Annotated in this window: 21 protein-coding genes and 1 pseudogene; 9 read left to right on the top strand and 13 right to left on the bottom strand. The window is 61.5% G+C overall.

Annotation, left to right across the window (positions count from 1 at the left end):
• Positions 1-88: 88 nt before the first annotated feature.
• The gene (locus tag BJ997_RS21755) at positions 89-418 is read right to left on the bottom strand and encodes a heavy-metal-associated domain-containing protein (RefSeq protein ID WP_084141394.1); all 330 of its coding nucleotides are present in this window, start codon (positions 416-418) and stop codon (positions 89-91) included.
• A gap of 215 nt (positions 419-633) precedes the next feature.
• Here BJ997_RS21755 and BJ997_RS08015 point away from each other — a divergent pair, with 215 nt between their 5' ends.
• Positions 634-2,136, top strand: coding sequence for a multicopper oxidase family protein (locus BJ997_RS08015; protein WP_035837876.1), 1,503 nt, complete (start codon positions 634-636; stop codon positions 2,134-2,136).
• 439 nt (positions 2,137-2,575) lie between these two features.
• Here BJ997_RS08015 and BJ997_RS08010 read toward each other — a convergent pair whose 3' ends face one another.
• Positions 2,576-3,970, bottom strand: coding sequence for an IS1380 family transposase (locus tag BJ997_RS08010; RefSeq protein ID WP_035841044.1), 1,395 nt, complete (start codon positions 3,968-3,970; stop codon positions 2,576-2,578).
• A gap of 784 nt (positions 3,971-4,754) precedes the next feature.
• Here BJ997_RS08010 and BJ997_RS08005 point away from each other — a divergent pair.
• Complete coding sequence (locus BJ997_RS08005) at positions 4,755-5,312, top strand: dihydrofolate reductase family protein (protein WP_035836954.1); 558 nt, start codon at positions 4,755-4,757, stop codon at positions 5,310-5,312.
• A gap of 310 nt (positions 5,313-5,622) precedes the next feature.
• Here the strand turns inward: BJ997_RS08005 and BJ997_RS22080 are convergent, their stop codons facing one another.
• Entirely contained in the window at positions 5,623-5,775 is a 153-nt protein-coding gene (locus BJ997_RS22080; RefSeq protein ID WP_084141245.1) for a winged helix-turn-helix transcriptional regulator, read from the bottom strand.
• 64 nt (positions 5,776-5,839) lie between these two features.
• Here BJ997_RS22080 and BJ997_RS21750 point away from each other — a divergent pair.
• Positions 5,840-5,974, top strand: a pseudogene (locus tag BJ997_RS21750) (hypothetical protein); the annotation flags it as partial.
• A gap of 334 nt (positions 5,975-6,308) precedes the next feature.
• Here the strand turns inward: BJ997_RS21750 and BJ997_RS07995 are convergent.
• The gene (locus BJ997_RS07995) at positions 6,309-6,635 is read right to left on the bottom strand and encodes a YciI family protein (RefSeq protein ID WP_052542297.1); all 327 of its coding nucleotides are present in this window, start codon (positions 6,633-6,635) and stop codon (positions 6,309-6,311) included.
• 145 nt (positions 6,636-6,780) lie between these two features.
• On the opposite strand from BJ997_RS07995, the gene BJ997_RS07990 reads away from it, so the two are divergent.
• The 4 genes from BJ997_RS07990 (at position 6,781) to BJ997_RS07975 (ending at position 9,863) form a co-directional block, all read left to right on the top strand.
• Positions 6,781-7,113: a YciI family protein gene (locus tag BJ997_RS07990; RefSeq protein ID WP_035836956.1), complete on the top strand. Its 333-nt coding sequence runs from the start codon at positions 6,781-6,783 to the stop codon at positions 7,111-7,113.
• Entirely contained in the window at positions 7,098-8,330 is a 1,233-nt protein-coding gene (locus BJ997_RS07985; RefSeq protein WP_035836957.1) for an RNA polymerase sigma factor, read from the top strand. The genes BJ997_RS07990 and BJ997_RS07985 overlap by 16 nt, the downstream gene beginning before the upstream one ends.
• Complete coding sequence (locus tag BJ997_RS07980) at positions 8,330-9,160, top strand: alpha/beta fold hydrolase (RefSeq protein ID WP_035836958.1); 831 nt, start codon at positions 8,330-8,332, stop codon at positions 9,158-9,160. The genes BJ997_RS07985 and BJ997_RS07980 overlap by 1 nt, the downstream gene beginning before the upstream one ends.
• A gap of 193 nt (positions 9,161-9,353) precedes the next feature.
• The gene (locus tag BJ997_RS07975; RefSeq protein ID WP_084141247.1) at positions 9,354-9,863 is read left to right on the top strand and encodes an aminotransferase class IV; all 510 of its coding nucleotides are present in this window, start codon (positions 9,354-9,356) and stop codon (positions 9,861-9,863) included.
• A 192-nt stretch (positions 9,864-10,055) separates the two neighbouring features.
• On the opposite strand, the gene BJ997_RS07970 is transcribed toward BJ997_RS07975, so the two are convergent.
• The gene (locus BJ997_RS07970) at positions 10,056-10,490 is read right to left on the bottom strand and encodes a VOC family protein (protein ID WP_035836959.1); all 435 of its coding nucleotides are present in this window, start codon (positions 10,488-10,490) and stop codon (positions 10,056-10,058) included.
• A 188-nt stretch (positions 10,491-10,678) separates the two neighbouring features.
• Here BJ997_RS07970 and BJ997_RS07965 point away from each other — a divergent pair, with 188 nt between their 5' ends.
• Complete coding sequence (locus BJ997_RS07965) at positions 10,679-11,194, top strand: GNAT family N-acetyltransferase (protein ID WP_035836960.1); 516 nt, start codon at positions 10,679-10,681, stop codon at positions 11,192-11,194.
• Positions 11,195-11,345: 151 nt separating this feature from the next.
• Here BJ997_RS07965 and BJ997_RS07960 read toward each other — a convergent pair whose 3' ends face one another.
• Both BJ997_RS07960 and BJ997_RS07955 read right to left on the bottom strand, forming a co-directional pair.
• Positions 11,346-11,957, bottom strand: a complete 612-nt coding sequence (locus tag BJ997_RS07960) for a putative glycolipid-binding domain-containing protein (protein ID WP_152602206.1) — start codon at positions 11,955-11,957, stop codon at positions 11,346-11,348.
• 231 nt (positions 11,958-12,188) lie between these two features.
• Positions 12,189-12,872: a TetR/AcrR family transcriptional regulator gene (locus BJ997_RS07955; RefSeq protein WP_084141249.1), complete on the bottom strand. Its 684-nt coding sequence runs from the start codon at positions 12,870-12,872 to the stop codon at positions 12,189-12,191.
• Positions 12,873-12,953: 81 nt separating this feature from the next.
• On the opposite strand from BJ997_RS07955, the gene BJ997_RS07950 reads away from it, so the two are divergent.
• Positions 12,954-13,271 (top strand): putative quinol monooxygenase, encoded by a 318-nt coding sequence (locus tag BJ997_RS07950; protein ID WP_035836961.1) that lies wholly within the window; start codon positions 12,954-12,956, stop codon positions 13,269-13,271.
• 538 nt (positions 13,272-13,809) lie between these two features.
• Here BJ997_RS07950 and BJ997_RS07945 read toward each other — a convergent pair.
• The 6 genes from BJ997_RS07945 to BJ997_RS07920 all read right to left on the bottom strand — a co-directional run bounded on the left by BJ997_RS07945 (position 13,810) and on the right by BJ997_RS07920 (position 16,573).
• The gene (locus BJ997_RS07945) at positions 13,810-14,079 is read right to left on the bottom strand and encodes a helix-turn-helix domain-containing protein (RefSeq protein ID WP_035836962.1); all 270 of its coding nucleotides are present in this window, start codon (positions 14,077-14,079) and stop codon (positions 13,810-13,812) included.
• A gap of 73 nt (positions 14,080-14,152) precedes the next feature.
• Positions 14,153-14,413, bottom strand: coding sequence for a hypothetical protein (locus tag BJ997_RS07940; RefSeq protein ID WP_035836963.1), 261 nt, complete (start codon positions 14,411-14,413; stop codon positions 14,153-14,155).
• Between the two features lie 46 nt (positions 14,414-14,459).
• Positions 14,460-14,627, bottom strand: a complete 168-nt coding sequence (locus BJ997_RS07935) for a HipA N-terminal domain-containing protein (protein ID WP_084141250.1) — start codon at positions 14,625-14,627, stop codon at positions 14,460-14,462.
• A 10-nt stretch (positions 14,628-14,637) separates the two neighbouring features.
• Positions 14,638-15,030, bottom strand: coding sequence for an Rv1678 family membrane protein (locus tag BJ997_RS07930; RefSeq protein WP_035836964.1), 393 nt, complete (start codon positions 15,028-15,030; stop codon positions 14,638-14,640).
• Positions 15,027-15,575, bottom strand: a complete 549-nt coding sequence (locus BJ997_RS07925; protein WP_169743172.1) for a DoxX family protein — start codon at positions 15,573-15,575, stop codon at positions 15,027-15,029. The genes BJ997_RS07930 and BJ997_RS07925 overlap by 4 nt, the downstream gene beginning before the upstream one ends.
• Before the next feature lie 17 nt (positions 15,576-15,592).
• Positions 15,593-16,573, bottom strand: a complete 981-nt coding sequence (locus BJ997_RS07920; protein ID WP_201771718.1) for an Rv1681 family radical SAM protein — start codon at positions 16,571-16,573, stop codon at positions 15,593-15,595.
• Positions 16,574-16,576 lie beyond the last annotated feature (3 nt).

Here is a 16,576-nt window from a genome sequence, read left to right as displayed (position 1 = left end):
CACGCCCGATGACGTCGTCGTAGGCCGTAATTCTGCGCAGTCTAAGCCTGCGCACTCCCGGCATCTCTCCGCTCCGCGTTACACCGTCCTATTGGGGTTCGGCCGCCAACGCGTAGCCCGCCTCATCGATCGCTGCGGCGACTGCACCACGATCAAGCTCGACCGCACTCAAGACAGTTAGCAGTGAGGCCCCGCCGGGGACCAGCTGAACATCAACTTTTGAGACTCCATCGAGACGGCTGACCTCCTCGGTCACACTGGACACACAGTGTCCGCACGTCATCCCTGACACCTCGTACGTGTGCGTAGTCAATCCGACGCCAGTCACCGTCGCTCCTGCAGAATTGTGCGCGTGGGTGCCACAAGAGCAGGATGCGTCGGTCAAACCGAGGTCGTTGGTGTTGGTGTTGGAGCACATGAGTAGATAACCCTTTCGTTCCGTTGCGATTTTGTTACAGACCGCCCGCTAGCACTTACCCCCTAGGGGTATTCTGGAGTATATACCCCCAGTGGGTATTGGGATGGAGCCGGCCCCGGGCGGGGACCTTCGCCTCTGGTTTTCCGCAGTCAACTGGCGGCAGTGTTGGATCAGGCTTGTCCGCAAAATTGGTATTCCAGATAGATCGGACCGATGTGAGACCCGGAAGTTTCAACGCAAACCTGACCAGACGCGGCTTCATTGCCGTCGGTACGGGCGCCCTCGCCACAATCGCCCTCGCTTCGTGCACGCCGACGCCCCGGTTCATCACTCCGGGTGGTGCGCCCGTCGGCCAAGCGGAACTCGCCCGAGGCGGAACAGGCCATGTCACCCGCGTCGGCCTGGTCTCCGCTGAGAACCAGATCGACCTCGCTGGCACAACGGCGAATACCTGGAGTTTCGGAGCGATTCCAGCGCCAACGATCCGACTCACTGCGGGAGATACCCTCCGTGCAACCGTCCACAATCAACTCCCGGACAACACCTCAGTCCATTGGCACGGCCTGGCGTTGCGCAACGACATGGACGGCGTTCCCGGAGCGACACAAGCGCCGATCGGCGTCGGCAAGAAGTTCACCTACGAGTTCGTCACCGCTCAACCGGGAACCTACTGGCTCCACCCGCACGTCGGCCCGCAACTTGATCGGGGTCTCTACGGTGCACTCATCGTTGAGGATCCGGACGAACCACTTCACTACGACGACGAATGGGTCGTCGTACTGGACGACTGGCTTGACGGGGTCACAGGTACCCCAGACGAGGTCTTGGATGAACTTCGCGGCGGCATGGGCGGGATGATGGGCAGCGGCGGCACAGGTAGTCACATGATGATGGGTGCCCGCTCAGACCTGCTGGGCGGGGATGCGGGTGATGTCCGATACCCACATTTTCTCATCAACGGCCGCCCGCCCGCAGACCCGGAGACGTTCGCCAGTGCGCCAAGCAAGCGCGTGCGGATCAGAATCATCAACGCCGGAAGCGACACGGCGTTCCGCGTGGCCCTGGGCGGGCACCGGCTGACGGTCACCCATAGCGATGGATTCCCGGTGAACTCCGTGAACACAGATGCGATCCTGATCGGTATGGGCGAGCGTTACGACGTTCTTGTCACACTGGGCGACGGGGTTTTCCCATTCGTTGCAATGGCGGAAGGTAAGGGCGATAGGGCGCTGGCCATCGTGCGTTCAGGGCCGGGTGACACCCCGTCCGCCTCGGTGACAATTCCCGAGCTGACCCGATCGGTCCTCACTGCCGACGCGCTGGTCGCCACAGCTAACGCGGCTCTCCCGACGCGCTCGATCGACCCTGAGTTGACGGCAACGTTGTCGGGATCGATGATGGCGTACGACTGGGCCATTAACGGCCGCCAGTTCGACCCAGCCAAGCCTTTGGCTGGCGCGCTCGGAGTGATTCAGGGCGAACGCGTACGGCTGCGCATCAAGAACACAACGCAGATGTGGCATCCGTTCCACCTGCACGGGCATACCTATCAGCACTCCGAAGCAGGGCCCCGTAAAGACACCTCGATCGTACTCCCGGGAACGTCCCTGTCCGTCATTTTCGACGCCGACAACCCGGGGTTGTGGGCGGCGCACTGCCACAACATCTACCACGCGGAGGCCGGGATGATGACAATTCTCGGCTACCAAACCTCCTAAGCCCTCACGTACGCGAGAAGTGGCGTATGAACACAGGAACAGTTGCACTCGAAGGCATCGACGGTCAGTGGGCCTACTCATAGGCCATCGTAGAGTCGACCCAGGGTCAGGCCTGGTTCTGGATCGCCCCGACGAGCTGCGCGACGGAGGGAACGCCAGCGAAACCGCTGTCAGTGCGATACACGCGGCACGCCAGATCGGCAATTCGAACACCTGTCGGGAACGCGTCCGCACCATCGAGAAGGATCGTCGGGGAACCTGCGAACGGGACCGCCGCAGCCTCGACGCTGTCCTTTAGCCTGAATCCACCGGTTGGCCTCTGATGAATTCTTGATTTGGGCGCGATCCTTTTTCGGGGTTTTGGGCTCGGTCGAGCTGTGGGCCTTGATGCCTGGGTGTTCCACTGGGGTTCCTGGTTGCGCCCGGTCGGGCTCGATGGTTAGGTGGCGGCGCGGCCGGGCGGGTTGCAAACGCTGGTGAACAGCGCCGACCAGCCTTCTTCCCAGGGCCAGCTTTCGGGCAGGTGCAATGTGACGCGTCGTGCCGACGTGGATACTCTGGCGGCGACGTTGATGAGTTTGCGGCGAACGGTCGCGGTGACGGCTTTTCCGAGGGCGGGATTGGCGAGGGTGCCGGCGGCGCGGGTGAGATTGAACGTGATGCAGGCCAGCACCAGCCAGGCGGCGTTGGCCGTGAATACGCCGGACGGGAAGTGCGCCATCGCCGACGCTTTCATGTCGGCGTTCAAATTTTCGATGATCGCATGGTGGCGGTGGGTTTTGTCGGCGTCAACGGTGTTCAGGGTGCTGGTGGTGAAGAACGCGTGAAAGCGGAACAGGTCGAAAAGGGTGCCTTGCCCGGCGGCGACGGTCTTGTTCAGTTCCGGGATGCGGCGCACGACGAGGCGTCCAGGGATTTGTTCGCTCTTCTTCTTGGAGCCGAACGCGGTGAAGGGGATTTCGGCGACTTCCGCGTCGGAGATCCACCGCCCGGTGGCGTCGTCGAAGATCGCATTGGTGTATTTGATCGGGGTCCACGCGGTATCGGGGATGGTGCTGATACCCGCTTTCACCAATGAATTCAGGCGTGCCGTGATCGAAACCATCGCCCCGGCACGGAGGGCAGCTTGGATGACGGCGCTGACGTAGTAGGCGCTGTCGGCTCGGAGGAGAAGCATTCCTTTTGCGGTTGGGCTGCGCAGTCGTTTCACGGTCGCGAGGGTGTCGGAGACGAATTTCTTTGCGCCGCGGGCGGAGTTGGTGGGGCCTTTGCGTAGCCGGGAGCTGACGATGATCGGAGCGGCCGATCCGGTGCTGACGATGGCGAGCAGGGCGTTGAGGCCGCGAACACCGGAGTAGCCAAACCCGGCGCCTTGCTTCTTATATCCGTGCACTTCCCTGATGGTGTCGTCAATATCGACCAGGGCGAGGTCGTCGATACCGGTCACGATCGGCGTGACGGCGCCGAGGTTCTGCAGCCACCGGGACGCGGCGGCGTCGAGCTGGCGGACATGGCCAAAAGCGAACGCGCGCAGGAACGATCCCAGGGTCGAGGGCGCATAGGTTCCGGTGAACAATTTCCGGAGAGCGCCGTGCCGGAGCACGGCCATATCGTCGATGGAGTCGGCGCCGGTGAGCATTCCTGCGACCAGTGCCAGCGCTTTCAGGCCGGCATTCGCGCCGAAGTAACCGGGCAGTTTCACCCACTCATCGACCAGCGCGCCGAGGCCTGTTTTCTCGGCCAGAGCCATCGTGGGCACCAGTCCGGCCGACGACACGAGATTGGGGTCGTCGAAGGATGCAGAAAAGGACCGGTGAGTGTGAGAAAGTTGCATCTACGAGATGCCTCCTTGATCGTTGAATAGTTTGTCTAAGTAACAACTATTTTAGCTGATCAGAGGGGTATTCTCGGTTTAACGCGCCGTCAGAATCTGAGGTCGACCGGTGGATTCAGGTTTAGCGTGCGATGCGTCACCTCGACGTTACCAAGACCAACCACGGTCAGGGCCGCCTCCACCCGCTTCCCCTCCTCGACCCAGTTCGGACACTCATCAATATAAAGAACCTCTACGCGAATAATTCAGTATCACTCGTTGCGACCTGACCTGGGGGTCCCGCTTGGATTGCCCAAATTGGTCCGAGTTGGGTTTACTTAAACAGCCATTTCTTAACGATGTTGAACCTTGAGGGCTCTCCCAAATACGCCACACGGACCACATTCAGAAAACGGAGCGTGACCTCCGGAGCGTGACCTCCGGAGCGTGACCAACTAGGTCGCCGTCGTCCACTCCCCCGCAACTTCTGCGCGATTGGAGTGCGCATGGACTCTGCAGCTTCCCGCGGAAATGAAGGCCAACCTCCACTTCGGTCTCTCCGGAACCGCGACGTTGGTTCCGAGTTCAATCGATGCTTGGCGAGGTCACGAGTGGACAGAGAAGCCTTCAAGCCGCAATGACCGGGTCACGTCCCGATGAGGGGTGGAGTTTCTACAAGTAAACCGTAGTCTGAGATCAAAGTCTGAAATTGCTGGTGCCTGCAAGGCAAATGCGGGTCGTGCTGGTGCGTCGAATCAATTGCCGGATCTTTACAGCGCTGTGACTACGCTCGAGAGGAATCACAATGAGAAAACTGATCGAAGCCACACATGTCTCCCTTGGCGGCGAGGTCGGTGACTTGGAGTGGACAACTCCGTATCTCGATGACGAACACAACCGGTACTCCCGAGATCTCCTCGAATCAGCAGATGCGCTCCTTCTCGGCCGAAAAACCTACGAAGGGCTCTCCTCGGCCTACCCCAGCATGGATGCCCCAGCGGACAGCGTCTTCGGCGACTTCGTGGGTCGGATGAACACCATCCGCAAGCACGTCGCCACGACCACGCTGACGGACCTCACCTGGAACGCCGAGCCGATCGTGGGGGATCTTGTCGAGTTTGTCCGGGACTTGAAATCCCAATCCGGCAAAAACATCATCAAATACGGCACCGGGCCGCTGGACCGACTGCTCCTGCAGCACAAATTGGTTGACGAGTATCATTTCTGGCTCACGCCGATGGCTGTTGGTTCGGTCAAGCAACGCCTGTTTGAAGACGTCGAGGGCGCTCCCGCTTTGCGCCTGCTCGGGCTAACGCGATTCGCCAGTGGCGTGGTCGCGCTCCGCTACGCACCGGCCGATTGAGTCGACTTCGGCTGACAGGGCACGCAAGGAAGCATGCCCCTGTTTGGATTCATCTAGCGCCCGATAGCCGCATTCGGCCCCGGCAACACTTCGAGGCATTGACCGAAGTGCCTTGGTGCTGAGATGTAAGACGACTCAAAGCCCAGGCATGCGACATCGAGCAGCCACAGAACGCCGCCAGTAATCGCCAAACTCCACACCGTCGAGCATTGACTCTCGCTCCGATCCCGGGGAAACCCTCTGCGGGCCAGAAGGGCGTTGCGCCGTGAATGACACTAGCGCTGGGCGCGATAGTACGCACATCGTTCGATCAGTCCTGACTCAGGGCTTCAAAATTTCTGCGAGCCTTCGCAACTTGATCCAGATGCACCTCAGACCACTGGAGAAGCCGTTCAAACGCTGGCTGCAACGAGAGGCCAAGAGGCGTGGCCTCGTATTCAACCCGCGGCGGCAGCGTGCACATCAACCTCCCTCAATCAGAAGCGCGGGACGTGATCGACAAGGGTTAGGGCAAATACCATCCGGTCGTCGACATGGGCATTTGGCCGCCGGTGATGGTGATGGTCTATGGGCCACGCACCGCGGACGAACTCGACACCGTCTGGCGGCTCGTGCAACGCAGCTACGCCTTCGCACGCGGCGAACTGCGCCATATCGCATGATCGTCGACCTGCTCCAACGCTGGACGCACCACCCTCGCGATCGAGACTCATCAATCGTTCGTAGTGGAAGATGAATGCACGGATGGTCTCCCGTCCGGCGTGATGTCCGCAAGACAGACGGCAACTGCAACAGATCTAGGGCTGATCCGCGCAACTGCCCAAAACTCTGAGGCCGTGTCAGAGGGGAACCTCCAACGCGACACCACATGCCAATCTCGTTGTGGGCGCTGATTCCGAGTCGGTCATCGTAGCCAACCGTCCTGGGCACGACCAGAAGAATCGCGATGACCGGCGTTTCGATCACAAGTCCGGTTCCGTAGAACACAGCCAGCCCCTAACCGAGGGCGCGCACTTCGACCGCCGCGTAGCGGGCTTCAACGAAGCGTGCAGCAATCTCGATCGCGCGATCTTCGCTTGCGACGTCGATGATGTAGTGTCCGCCCACCCATTCGGTCGTTTCCGCGAATGGTCCATCGGTTACTGAAAGACCGCCGTTAGTGCGAACCACTTTCGCGCCGGGGACTTCCAGCTCGTGCGTGTCGATCAACTCGCCGGTGGTTGAGAGCTCGCCGATAACTGCGCCGTGGGCGGCTTCGAACTCAGCGAGTGCTTCGCTTTGGATCGCAAGTTCGCTGGCTGCACTCGCGTGGATCAAAATCATGTACTTCAATGGGATCTCCTTCAGTAATGTCTTTCTTACTGCGACGTACAGCGAAAGACTATGAGGACACCGCGTTTTGACGCGCTGTCCTGAGGTGTTCATCCAGTACGTCGAATTCACACAACGACAAGCAAAGGAGCGACTTATGGAATACATGCTATTCATCTGCACAGACTCGACGGCGCCGACGACCGAGCCGACTGTCCACACCATCGAGGAATGGGTAGCCGAAACAACTGATGGGGGCACCAGGCGTCACGGCGACCGTCTGCGCCCGGCGAACGCTGCGACCACGGTAAAACTGCGTGGTGGGTGCCTCAGCGTCACTGCTGGGCCGTTCGCTGAAACGACGGAATGGATCGCTGGATATGACGTAATCGAGTGCGGCGACCTCGACGAGGCGATTGAGATCGCGTCGAGGCATCCGATGGCCCAGCTCGGTCAGATCGAGATCAGGCCGATGTGGCCGATCGAGTAGCGGATGCTGTCGCTCGTGCCTCTGCCGAGGAAACTGCGCGCATTATCTCCACTGTTCTTCGGATAACAGGCGACTTCGCCCTTGCCGAGGATTGTGCACAGGACGCGTTTGTGAGGGCGTTCTCTGACTGGCGCAAAGGTGGTATTCCGGACAATCCTGGCGCGTGGCTGACCACGGTGGCCAAGAGGCGGGCGATCGACCTGCTTCGGCATGCGGGCGCGGAAGATCGCGCGCTTCGGCGGGTTGCCGTCAAAGAGTACGAACCGGTCGAGCCCGATCCGAACACTGGTGGAGATATCGATGATCGTCTTCGTCTCATTTTCACCTGCTGCCACCCCGCACTTCCAATGGATGCCCGCGTTGCCTTGACGCTGCGAACGATAGCGGGCCTCACTCCCGCGCAGATCGCGCGTGCCTTTCTCGTCACCGAACCGGCGATGGAAAAAAGACTGGTGCGTGCCAGGGCAAGGATCAAGCACGCGGGCATCCCCTACCGTGTGCCACCGCCCCACCTCATGCCGGAACGGCGGGACGGTGTGCTGGCGGTGCTGTACTTGTTGTTTACCGAGGGGTACTCCGCTACCGGCGGGGCGGTTCTCATCCGAGTTCGTCTCCTTCGTGAAGCACTCCGCCTCACCCGACTGCTTGTTGAGCTGATGCCCGACGACGACGAAGTTCGCGCGCTCCTTGCCCTGATGTTGCTGCATCATGCGCGTACCGCAGCTCGCACCGACGCTGTCGGAGATATCGTCACCCTCGAAGAGCAAGACAGATCGTTGTGGGACCGGGATGCCATCACCGAGGCCCTCACCATCCTTCGGTCGCTGGTACCGCGCGCGGGCCGGTATGAGCTGCAGGCCCGCATTGCCGCCTGCCACCTCGAGGCTCCGGAGGCTTCAAGCACTAACTTCGCGCGCATCGCTGAACTGTACGACGCTCTCGCCGTCATCGATCCCTCACCGGTCGTGGAACTCAATCGCGCGGTTGCGGTGGCCATGTCCCAAGGACTAGAAGTCGGCCTACGCCTTGTCGACGCGCTCGTAACCTCTCGGGGTATGGACGACTACTACCTTCTCCCGGCGACACGCGCCGATCTGCTGCGCAGGATGGGTCGAAGGACCGAAGCCGCAAACGAATACGAAAATGCACTTCAACTGGCCCCATCAGAGACCGAGAAACGCTACCTGGGCAGACGCCTGGCAGAAACGAGACGCTGATGCACATCACCATTACGGACGGGCGAACACTGGATGTTCACGACAGCACCAACGGAGTTCACGCTCCCCTCACCGTTGTCTGGCACCACGGCTCGCCACAAACCGGAGCAGCCCTCGAACCGCACCTGCGAGCCGCTGCGCTGCGCGGCATCCGCTGGATCTCATACGCACGACCAAGCTACGGAGACTCGTCCGCTCAACCCGGTCGCACCGTCAATAACGCCGCAGCCGCCGTCGAGCAACTCATCAATGCGATGGGCATCGACCAGATCGCCGTCATGGGCGCATCCGGGGGCGGCCCACATGCCCTGGCCTGCGCCGCGACTCTGGGTGACAGGGTGTGGGCTGCAGCAACGTTCGCGAGTCTCGCGCCCTTCACGACGGACTTCAACTGGTTCGCCGGAATGGCCGGCGGTGGGCCGTCCCTGCGTGCGGCGCAACACGGAGAAGATGCCCGCGTACTCTACGAACGAACTTCCAACTTCGATGAAGACAGTTTCAATTCGCGAGACTACGCCGCGCTGAAATCGGAGTGGGCATCACTCAACGCAGACGCCGGGACCGCGACGGCAGCTGGCCCCGAGGGGCTGATCGCCGACGACCTTGCCTTCGTAAAACCATGGGACGTTGATCTGTCAGGCGCCCGGACACCCGTACTCCTCGCACACGGTGGCGATGACCGCATCGTCCCTCCCGCCCACTCCCAGTGGCTCCTCGAACACCTCCCCGACGGCGAACTCTGGATCCGGCCACGAGACGGCCACGTCTCAATTCTGAACGCCAGCATTTTGGCCATGGACTGGTTGCGACAACAGGCCGAAATGGACTGAGATGCCCACATTGCGCCCTCAACTCGACCCAATCGACATTTTGCACACGCTCGGAGGTGCATTAGGGCACGACTGATTTCGGAGCTAACCGAGCATTCCAGATTGGAAATCGATTAAGGGCGACTGATCGCCCGCAGGGGGACGGCTACCGCGACAGATCTGGGGCCAAACCACCTGGCGGCAGGGTGCGCCGATGTTGTGTCACAGGGCGACCTTAACTTGTTTCATCACGTCGCACCCGGGAGAGTTCGCTGTCCCTCGCTCTGAGGTTCATCTGGACGTGCTGACCAGAACCACAGACGCCGCCGCGGCTCCAGTGGGACCGTTGGAGTTAGACGTTGTTTCCCACCAGCGCGACCTGCCACATGTCAAGCACGTCGGCGAAGTGGCCAAGACGCTGCTTCTTCACCAGGCCAGCCTGCAAGGATTTGATGATGCCGCCTTTGAGGATTCTGAAGGACGACTGAGCGAAGCGACGATTTGGAACCTGGCTTTTTGGGATGGAAGCTCGGTAATTTGGCCCGAAGCCGACATCCTCTCCGGCGAAATAATGCAGATTCTCAAGCGCCAACTCAATGCTCTTGGCGTGGATCAGAAGACCCAACCCATTCGTCGAAACGAATCTGTTGGGCAGATGGCCGGCGTAGTCATGAATTCGTGGACTCCTGGCATCGCCGATTCCGCATCGGTGATCGTCGACTGATAGCGGATGCCGAGTTCACAGGTCTTCTCCACTCTGCCTACATGCACGAGCACCTCGCAAGCGTCTGAGCAGTACCCGTTCTGGCTGCTTTCAGAAGTTACTTGCAATGTTGATTCAAGCCACTGACGGCTCCTTATCGCGCCCGTAGGGTGACGGCCAGCGCAACAGATCTGGGGCTACACCACGCGGTGGCTAACTGCGTCGATGCCGTGTCAGTTGGGAACCCTGAGCGGGGCAGGATGCGCCCACTACCTCGACTTTGAAGCCAGCTTCGTTTTCGAGGTAGACGGCGTAGTGGGCGGGGCCTCCCGCGTGGGGGTAGCGATCTGCGTATAGGGAGCTCCAGCCGTGGCTTGCTGCTTCTCCAGCCAAGCGGTCGATGTCAGCCGGAGCGCCTCCGAGGAGCGCAACGTGGTTCAATCCGGGGAGCCTCCGGTCATGTGTGTCACCGGAGAGGGCCGGCGGTCGTGTGGTCACGAGGTAGACGTCGCCGCATCGCCACGAGGTGCCGTTGTCCCACTCCTGATCGACCGACCATCCGAGCTGCGCGAGAAGCCAGCCCCAAGATTCTCGAGCGCTGTCGAGGTCACCGACCCAAATCTCAATGTGATGCAACCCAAATGCCATGTGGCCATCGTTCCATGGGCGGTGCGGATCCTCGACACAGCACGGGGACGCTTGACGAAATTGCGGCTCGCGGCCGCCCTCCCGTAGCCGCTTGACACTCATTGGGAGCAACAGACTCACTCGGGAAGCTCTCTCTCCATCGTGATCGTCGCTTCACACGACGTCGTGCCAGTCGGTAGTGTCGGGCCATGACCATCGAGTTGCGCACCCTATCCGTCGACGACTGGCGGGAATGGCGGACGGTGCGGCTCGCGGCCCTGACCGATGCACCCAGCGCTTTCGGCTCACGCCTGCAAGAGTGGGCCGACGCACCGGATGACCGATGGCGTGACCGTCTGTCCATCCCAGGAGCGATCGATTTACTAGCCGTCAACATCGACGGGAACGTTCCCGTCGGCATGGCCACGGGGACCCCCTCCGCCGACCCCGCCAGCCGCGCCGAACTCATCTCAATGTGGGTCGACCCCGCCGTTCGCAGTCGTGGTGTCGCCACTGCGCTCATTACGGCCATCGCGCACTGGGCGGCGACTACTGGCGCAGCGACGCTCGCCCTCTCCGTGATGCCGGACAATCTAGCAGCCCGACGAACTTACGAAAGAAACGGCTTTGCCCTCTCCGACGAACCCGGCGATCTGTTGCCAGGTGGCCAGCGCGAGCTCGTCATGCTGCGCGACCTCAGCCCCGAGCGCGCCGTAACCGACTAGCGCCCTGCAGCAGGACGAAACCACACCATTGAGGAACCCCCCAACGGGCTGGGCCAGTTAAGGACAGCGGGCACACCGAAAACCACTTCAAAGTCCAAGCTTTGGTGCTCAGGTAGGGGGATTCGCCAGCAATCGTGGCATTCGACGTTTATCATCCTCGGCCTGGCTGCCGGTAGCGTCCGCTAGCCGTGACGAACCGCGATACCTGGTAGTCGAGAATGAGCCCGCTCGCGTCGAAGGTCAGTCGGCAGGCAAAACCGAAGGTCACCGAGATGTAATCGAAGGTGATCTCGCGGTCACCAATGCCTACGAGGGTGTACTGCTGCTCGATGCGCACCACAGACAGGTCGTCAGCGCGCACGAATGCGGCGGGCGCTTCGACGGTCTCTCCGACATCGAACGCCATCCTGTGGATCGGGATGGCGTTGGTGACACTCGACGATTCGAAATCGACGTCGGAGCATCCGTCCAGAGCAGGGTCGTGCACTCCGTCGATCGCCCAGCGTCCGGCACCGAGGCGCTGGATTGCACGGCGGGCTTCGCCGCGCACCGTCGCGTTTGTCGCCACAACTCCTTGCGTATTCCAGTGTTCGTCAAGGTCGACGACATAGCCCACTGCCCAGGTTGAGTTGCCCTCGACAGCGGTCGTCGTGCCGCGAAGAGATATCCGACCGGGGCTGGTCTCCACGAACAACACCTCGAACCCGGAGCGAACATCTCGGTGCAACCAACTCGCCACCGCGGGCATCGATTCAAATTCCACGACAAAAGATTACAACGTGAGAGCTCGCCCAGCGCTCAAGACGCACCACTCCGTCGTGCCCGACGACGCGGCTGCTCGCGGGCGTGACCGCCTGGTCCACCGCGTGCACGAGCCGAATCGCCCGCTCATGTCGGCTTTAGACCATTCGCGGGCCCCATCGAGATCACGTTGAAGAAGCCGGCCCTAAACCTGAGGCGTCGAAGACGGACCCCCTTACGGGACGAGTGGGTCTCATGCGCCATCTGTGAGGATGGCCCAGCGTTCCGTTTCCACCGACGGATTCGCGTGGGCCGGCGAACACTTCCTTGTAGCGTCTTTCTGGCGTGCAATTCCCTGCAGAACCTGGTCGACCAACGTCTCGATCGTGGGCCTGTCCAGAGGACCGTGGCCGAACAGTAACCGCAGGTACACGGGTCCGTACAGGCCGTCGAGCACGACTTCGAGGTCGACATCAGCACGCAGTTCACCACGCTCAGTGGCGCGGAAGAGGACCTCGCGCCCGACTGTCCGCCGCGGCTCCAGCCACCCCGACCTGAATGCCGCCGCTAGCTGCGTGTCGTGCTGGGCCTCGCCCAACAGCGCGACAGCCATCCGCCCCAGATTGGTTTGTCCGAGCACGTGTGCGAGAGCGGACACCTGTGCAACAAGGTCCTCCCGCAGGGTCCCACTGTCAGGAAAAGCAATGTCAGCTTCGACCCCAGACAGGAACGCTTCGAGAAGTATCGGTCCTTTGCCCGCCCACCATCGGTAGATTGTGGCTTTGCTCGCGCCAGCCCGGTCCGCGATCGCGTCGATGGTCATGCGTGAGTATCCAGATGTTTCGAATAGCTCGATCGCCGCCCTCAAAATCGCTTCGTGTGTGCTTGATGAACGCCGAGAGGGAGGAATCGGGTTCTCGCGGTGTTGATCGGTCATAGGGCGAGTCTAACGAAACGAAACGATCCGTGTAGGCTGCCAACTGAAACGCTTCGTTTCGATAGATTCGAAAGGGCAACCATGTCTCAGATCGCCGTATTGATCACGCACAGGACCAAGCCTGGTCAACGCGATGCCGTTCGTGCGATCTGGCACCGGCACATGGCCCCGGCCGTCCAGGCCAACGACGGCCACGACGCCTACTTTTACTGCGTCGACCCCGCCGTCCCGGACGTCGTGTGTGCATTCCAGGTGTATCGCGATGCGGCCGCCTCCGCCGCTTTCCTGACCACCGCCGCCTATCGCGACTACGAGCACGAGGTCACCCCCTTCCTCCTGGGGCCTCCTGACGTCAAGCAGCTTGTCCCCGTTTGGTCAAAGGCGTCACCAGGCATCTAACGGCGAGATAGTTCTCTCGACCAGCTGCCCGCAAGCCGGACCCATATGGGAATGACCCCAAGGTGACTGGTCTATACGGCCCGCGTCGTCAAGAGAGTCCCGTTTACCCTGTCCGCAGGTCAGTCCCGCTGACCTGGCTCATACGCGCCAACCATTTCAGGCTGGCGGGCTCTTGGACACCCATCATCTCTGCTTGACGGTGGACCGTGAGTGGCACGCGCAAACACACCGCACGCATCAGTCAGAGCGCTGAGCGCCGACGGCCTTGGCATGTCCAGCAAGCCCGCCGTCGTCCTCTCCCCCGCGATTTCTGCGTCGTTCGGCTACGGCCTGAACCCGCAGCTTTCCTGCACAAATGGAGGCTAATTTCCGCTTCATTCTTGCCTGAACCTGGACGAATGTGCCCAGATCCATCGATGCCTATCGAGCTCACGACCGAACGTACAAGTTGCCAACCCCCAACGACCCGAAGCTGCTCAGGGTGAACCCAGACCAGCCGAATGCGATTTCGAGCTCGCCGTAGACTTCCACGCGTAGGTCAGCCACGGGCCTCCTCCTCCCCGCCGGGACCGGACTCATCCGCCCGGTCGTCAACCTCCATGTACATACGAACACCGGTCTCCCGCATGATCGCAAAAATGCGCTCGAGCACAATCGTGTTCTTGCCCGACTCCAAACCCCAAATATACTTCTGGTCCGTATCCAGCTTCTCGGCAAGGTCTCGCTGCGTCAGCCCACTCACAAGGCGCCCCTGCTGCAACATTCGGCCCAGACCCTCGGGACCCTTCACTTCTCCACGTGCAGTCATAACACTCTCCTCGTGACGGCCTTATCCCCTTCAGAATGCCTGACAGTCAAATTACCGTCAAGCAAGCGGCCGGTCATATTCCCGTCACGCGCCATCCGGGCACCATAAGGACTTCGCTGCGGAGGTCGTCGATGAGGAGTTGCGGCTCTTCGAGGGCGGCGAAGTGGCCGCCGCGGTTGCCGACATCGCTCCAGCGCACGATTGTGTTTGCGTGGGTCGATTGTGATCGTTCGTACCGCTCGATGACGCGTTGCCGATGATCGCCCTGTCGAGCAAGCACGATCTTGTCTCGCACCCCTGCCAGGATCGTGCCGCCGGACTTCGGTCGCGTCACGCGGGGCGAGTGCGGGAGTGCGCGGCTCCCCCAGCGACTCCGGGTCCTAAATCTGAACGCCACCCACGACTTCCCGGCCGAATTGGGCCAACAGCGCGATGACGTCGTCACTGCACACCCTCATCTCGGCCGCGAGAGGGTCGAGTGCGGTGCCCGCGGGCAGGAGCTCGGCGAAGAAGTTGCGGATACGCAACGCCCCGCTTCGGTTGCTCATCAAGGAGTTGTTAATTCTTCTCCGGCATTGGCCGAGAGGTAGTCCAAATGGAGATGAGGGCGATACCCAGTCCGACCATTAGGGCGGCGGCGTTGACCGAGCCGGAAATGATGCCGATCGTCGCATCGTAGGTGACGAGGCGCACCAGCCCGACGACAATCAGGATTGCTCCGCTTGCAAGCAGGAGCACGGGCAACCTCAGTAGACAGCCAAGCGCGGCGATGGCACCGAGTACGACCAGCACGAGTGCTTGTATCAGGTTCACCGAGACGAACTGCAGCGGCGTGTAGTGAAGCACCGAGAACAACGAACTGAGCACGGTGAGACCGGCGACTATCAGGCCACGGGTACGCCAGACCTCAGAGGTGGAAGGTGTGGCACCGGTGCGTCTGCTGGCGTTCATGACAGCGTCATCGCAATCCGAGCCGGTCGACCGCGGGTGAGCGACCATCGGGGTCTCAGCAGGCCATCGACGCCGGCGATCCGCCCGGCGGCCGTTGCCAGAATCACGAATTGTGCGACGAACATCAGGTAGTAACTCCACTGCCACTCTCCGGGGGTGTTCAGCACAGAGAGGGTGATGGCAAGGGTCTGCAGGATGCCGATGGCCGCCCAGAAGCGGGTCAGGAAGCCCACGAGCAGGAAAGCGCCAAGACAGAATTCCGCGATCAGCACACCCCAGCCGAAGAGCGCGAAGCTGGGAAAAATGACGTTCTCAACCAGCCAACTGAACGCCCCGAGCACCGGATGCTTCACCGCATCCGCCGTGTACTGGTAGAGGCCGTTGTCGGCAGCCTGCCCGAAGTCGGGCGGGCGTTTCCAATTCACATTCTGTAGCCACATCAACCCCACTGCGATCCGGACGGCGGCCAGAACCACGCGAGTGGGACGCCCGGTCTCGATCTGGTTGATGAATGGCAGTGCGGTGGTGGGGGTGGTCTTGGTCATGGCGCTCCCGTTTCGTGTCAGGCGCAGGCGAACATGGACGTGGCAGACGTGACCGAGGACCACTGTTCGGTGAAGAGTTCACTCACCCGGTCGAGTGCGGGAGCCAGAGGCAGTATCTGGCGGCTCACCAGTGCCTTCTCGTCAAGAGCTGCAACGGGGTGCCAGTAGATACCTTCCGCCGTCACGGTCACCTCGGGGATCAGCGATTCGCGCGTGAATGCGACCCCCTCTTCGGCGACGCCTTGAAGGGCGATCGGACGGATGATCTGATCCGCTCGCGGGATTCCGAGCCCGTCGAACAGCGCATGCAGCTCGTCAAGGGCCGGATCATCATTCGCCGAGATTGTCGCGGCCACCCTCACGGTGAATCCCTCATCGAGCGCCACTCGAATCCCGGCAAGGGCCCGTCCCCAACTCCCGGCGCCGCGGTGTGCGTCATGCACCTCGGCGGTCGGCGAGTCCACACTGATTTGCAGTGCAAAGCCCTGCCGCGGCATCGCCTGCAGTTTCCGCAACCCCTGGCCGCGGAACAGCATCCCGTTGGTCAGCAGTGTGGTCGGCAGCCGGTCGACGCAGGCGCGCACGATAACGTCGATGTCGGGGAGCAGGAACGGTTCGCCGCCGGTGAGGTACAGCTCCTGCACGCCCCAGTCGGCGGCCTCAGTGACGAGCGCCTGGATGTTGTCGATGCCGAGCAGTCGCGGATCGGCCTTCGGCGACGACGCGACGCAGCAATAGTCGCAGGCCAGGTTGCAGTGGAAGTTCGTGTACAGCCACAGGCGCGCTCCGGGCATCCGGTCGGGGGGAATCATGCTGCCGGGGTTTCGCGGGCGGCCTCGGCCGACGGTCACCTGGCCAGTGTCCTGTTCGACCATCAGGGTGCTCACGAGGGTGTTGCCCGTCTTTTCACACCATCGGCGCACGAGGTCCAGTTCGCTCGCCGACGACACCGCAAACTCTGCCGTATCACCCTCGGCCATTTGCTCGAGAGTGCGCATCAG

The organism is Cryobacterium roopkundense (assembly GCF_014200405.1).
Taxonomy (GTDB): Bacteria; Actinomycetota; Actinomycetes; order Actinomycetales; family Microbacteriaceae; genus Cryobacterium; species Cryobacterium roopkundense.
This window is presented reverse-complemented; position numbering and strand designations above follow the sequence as displayed.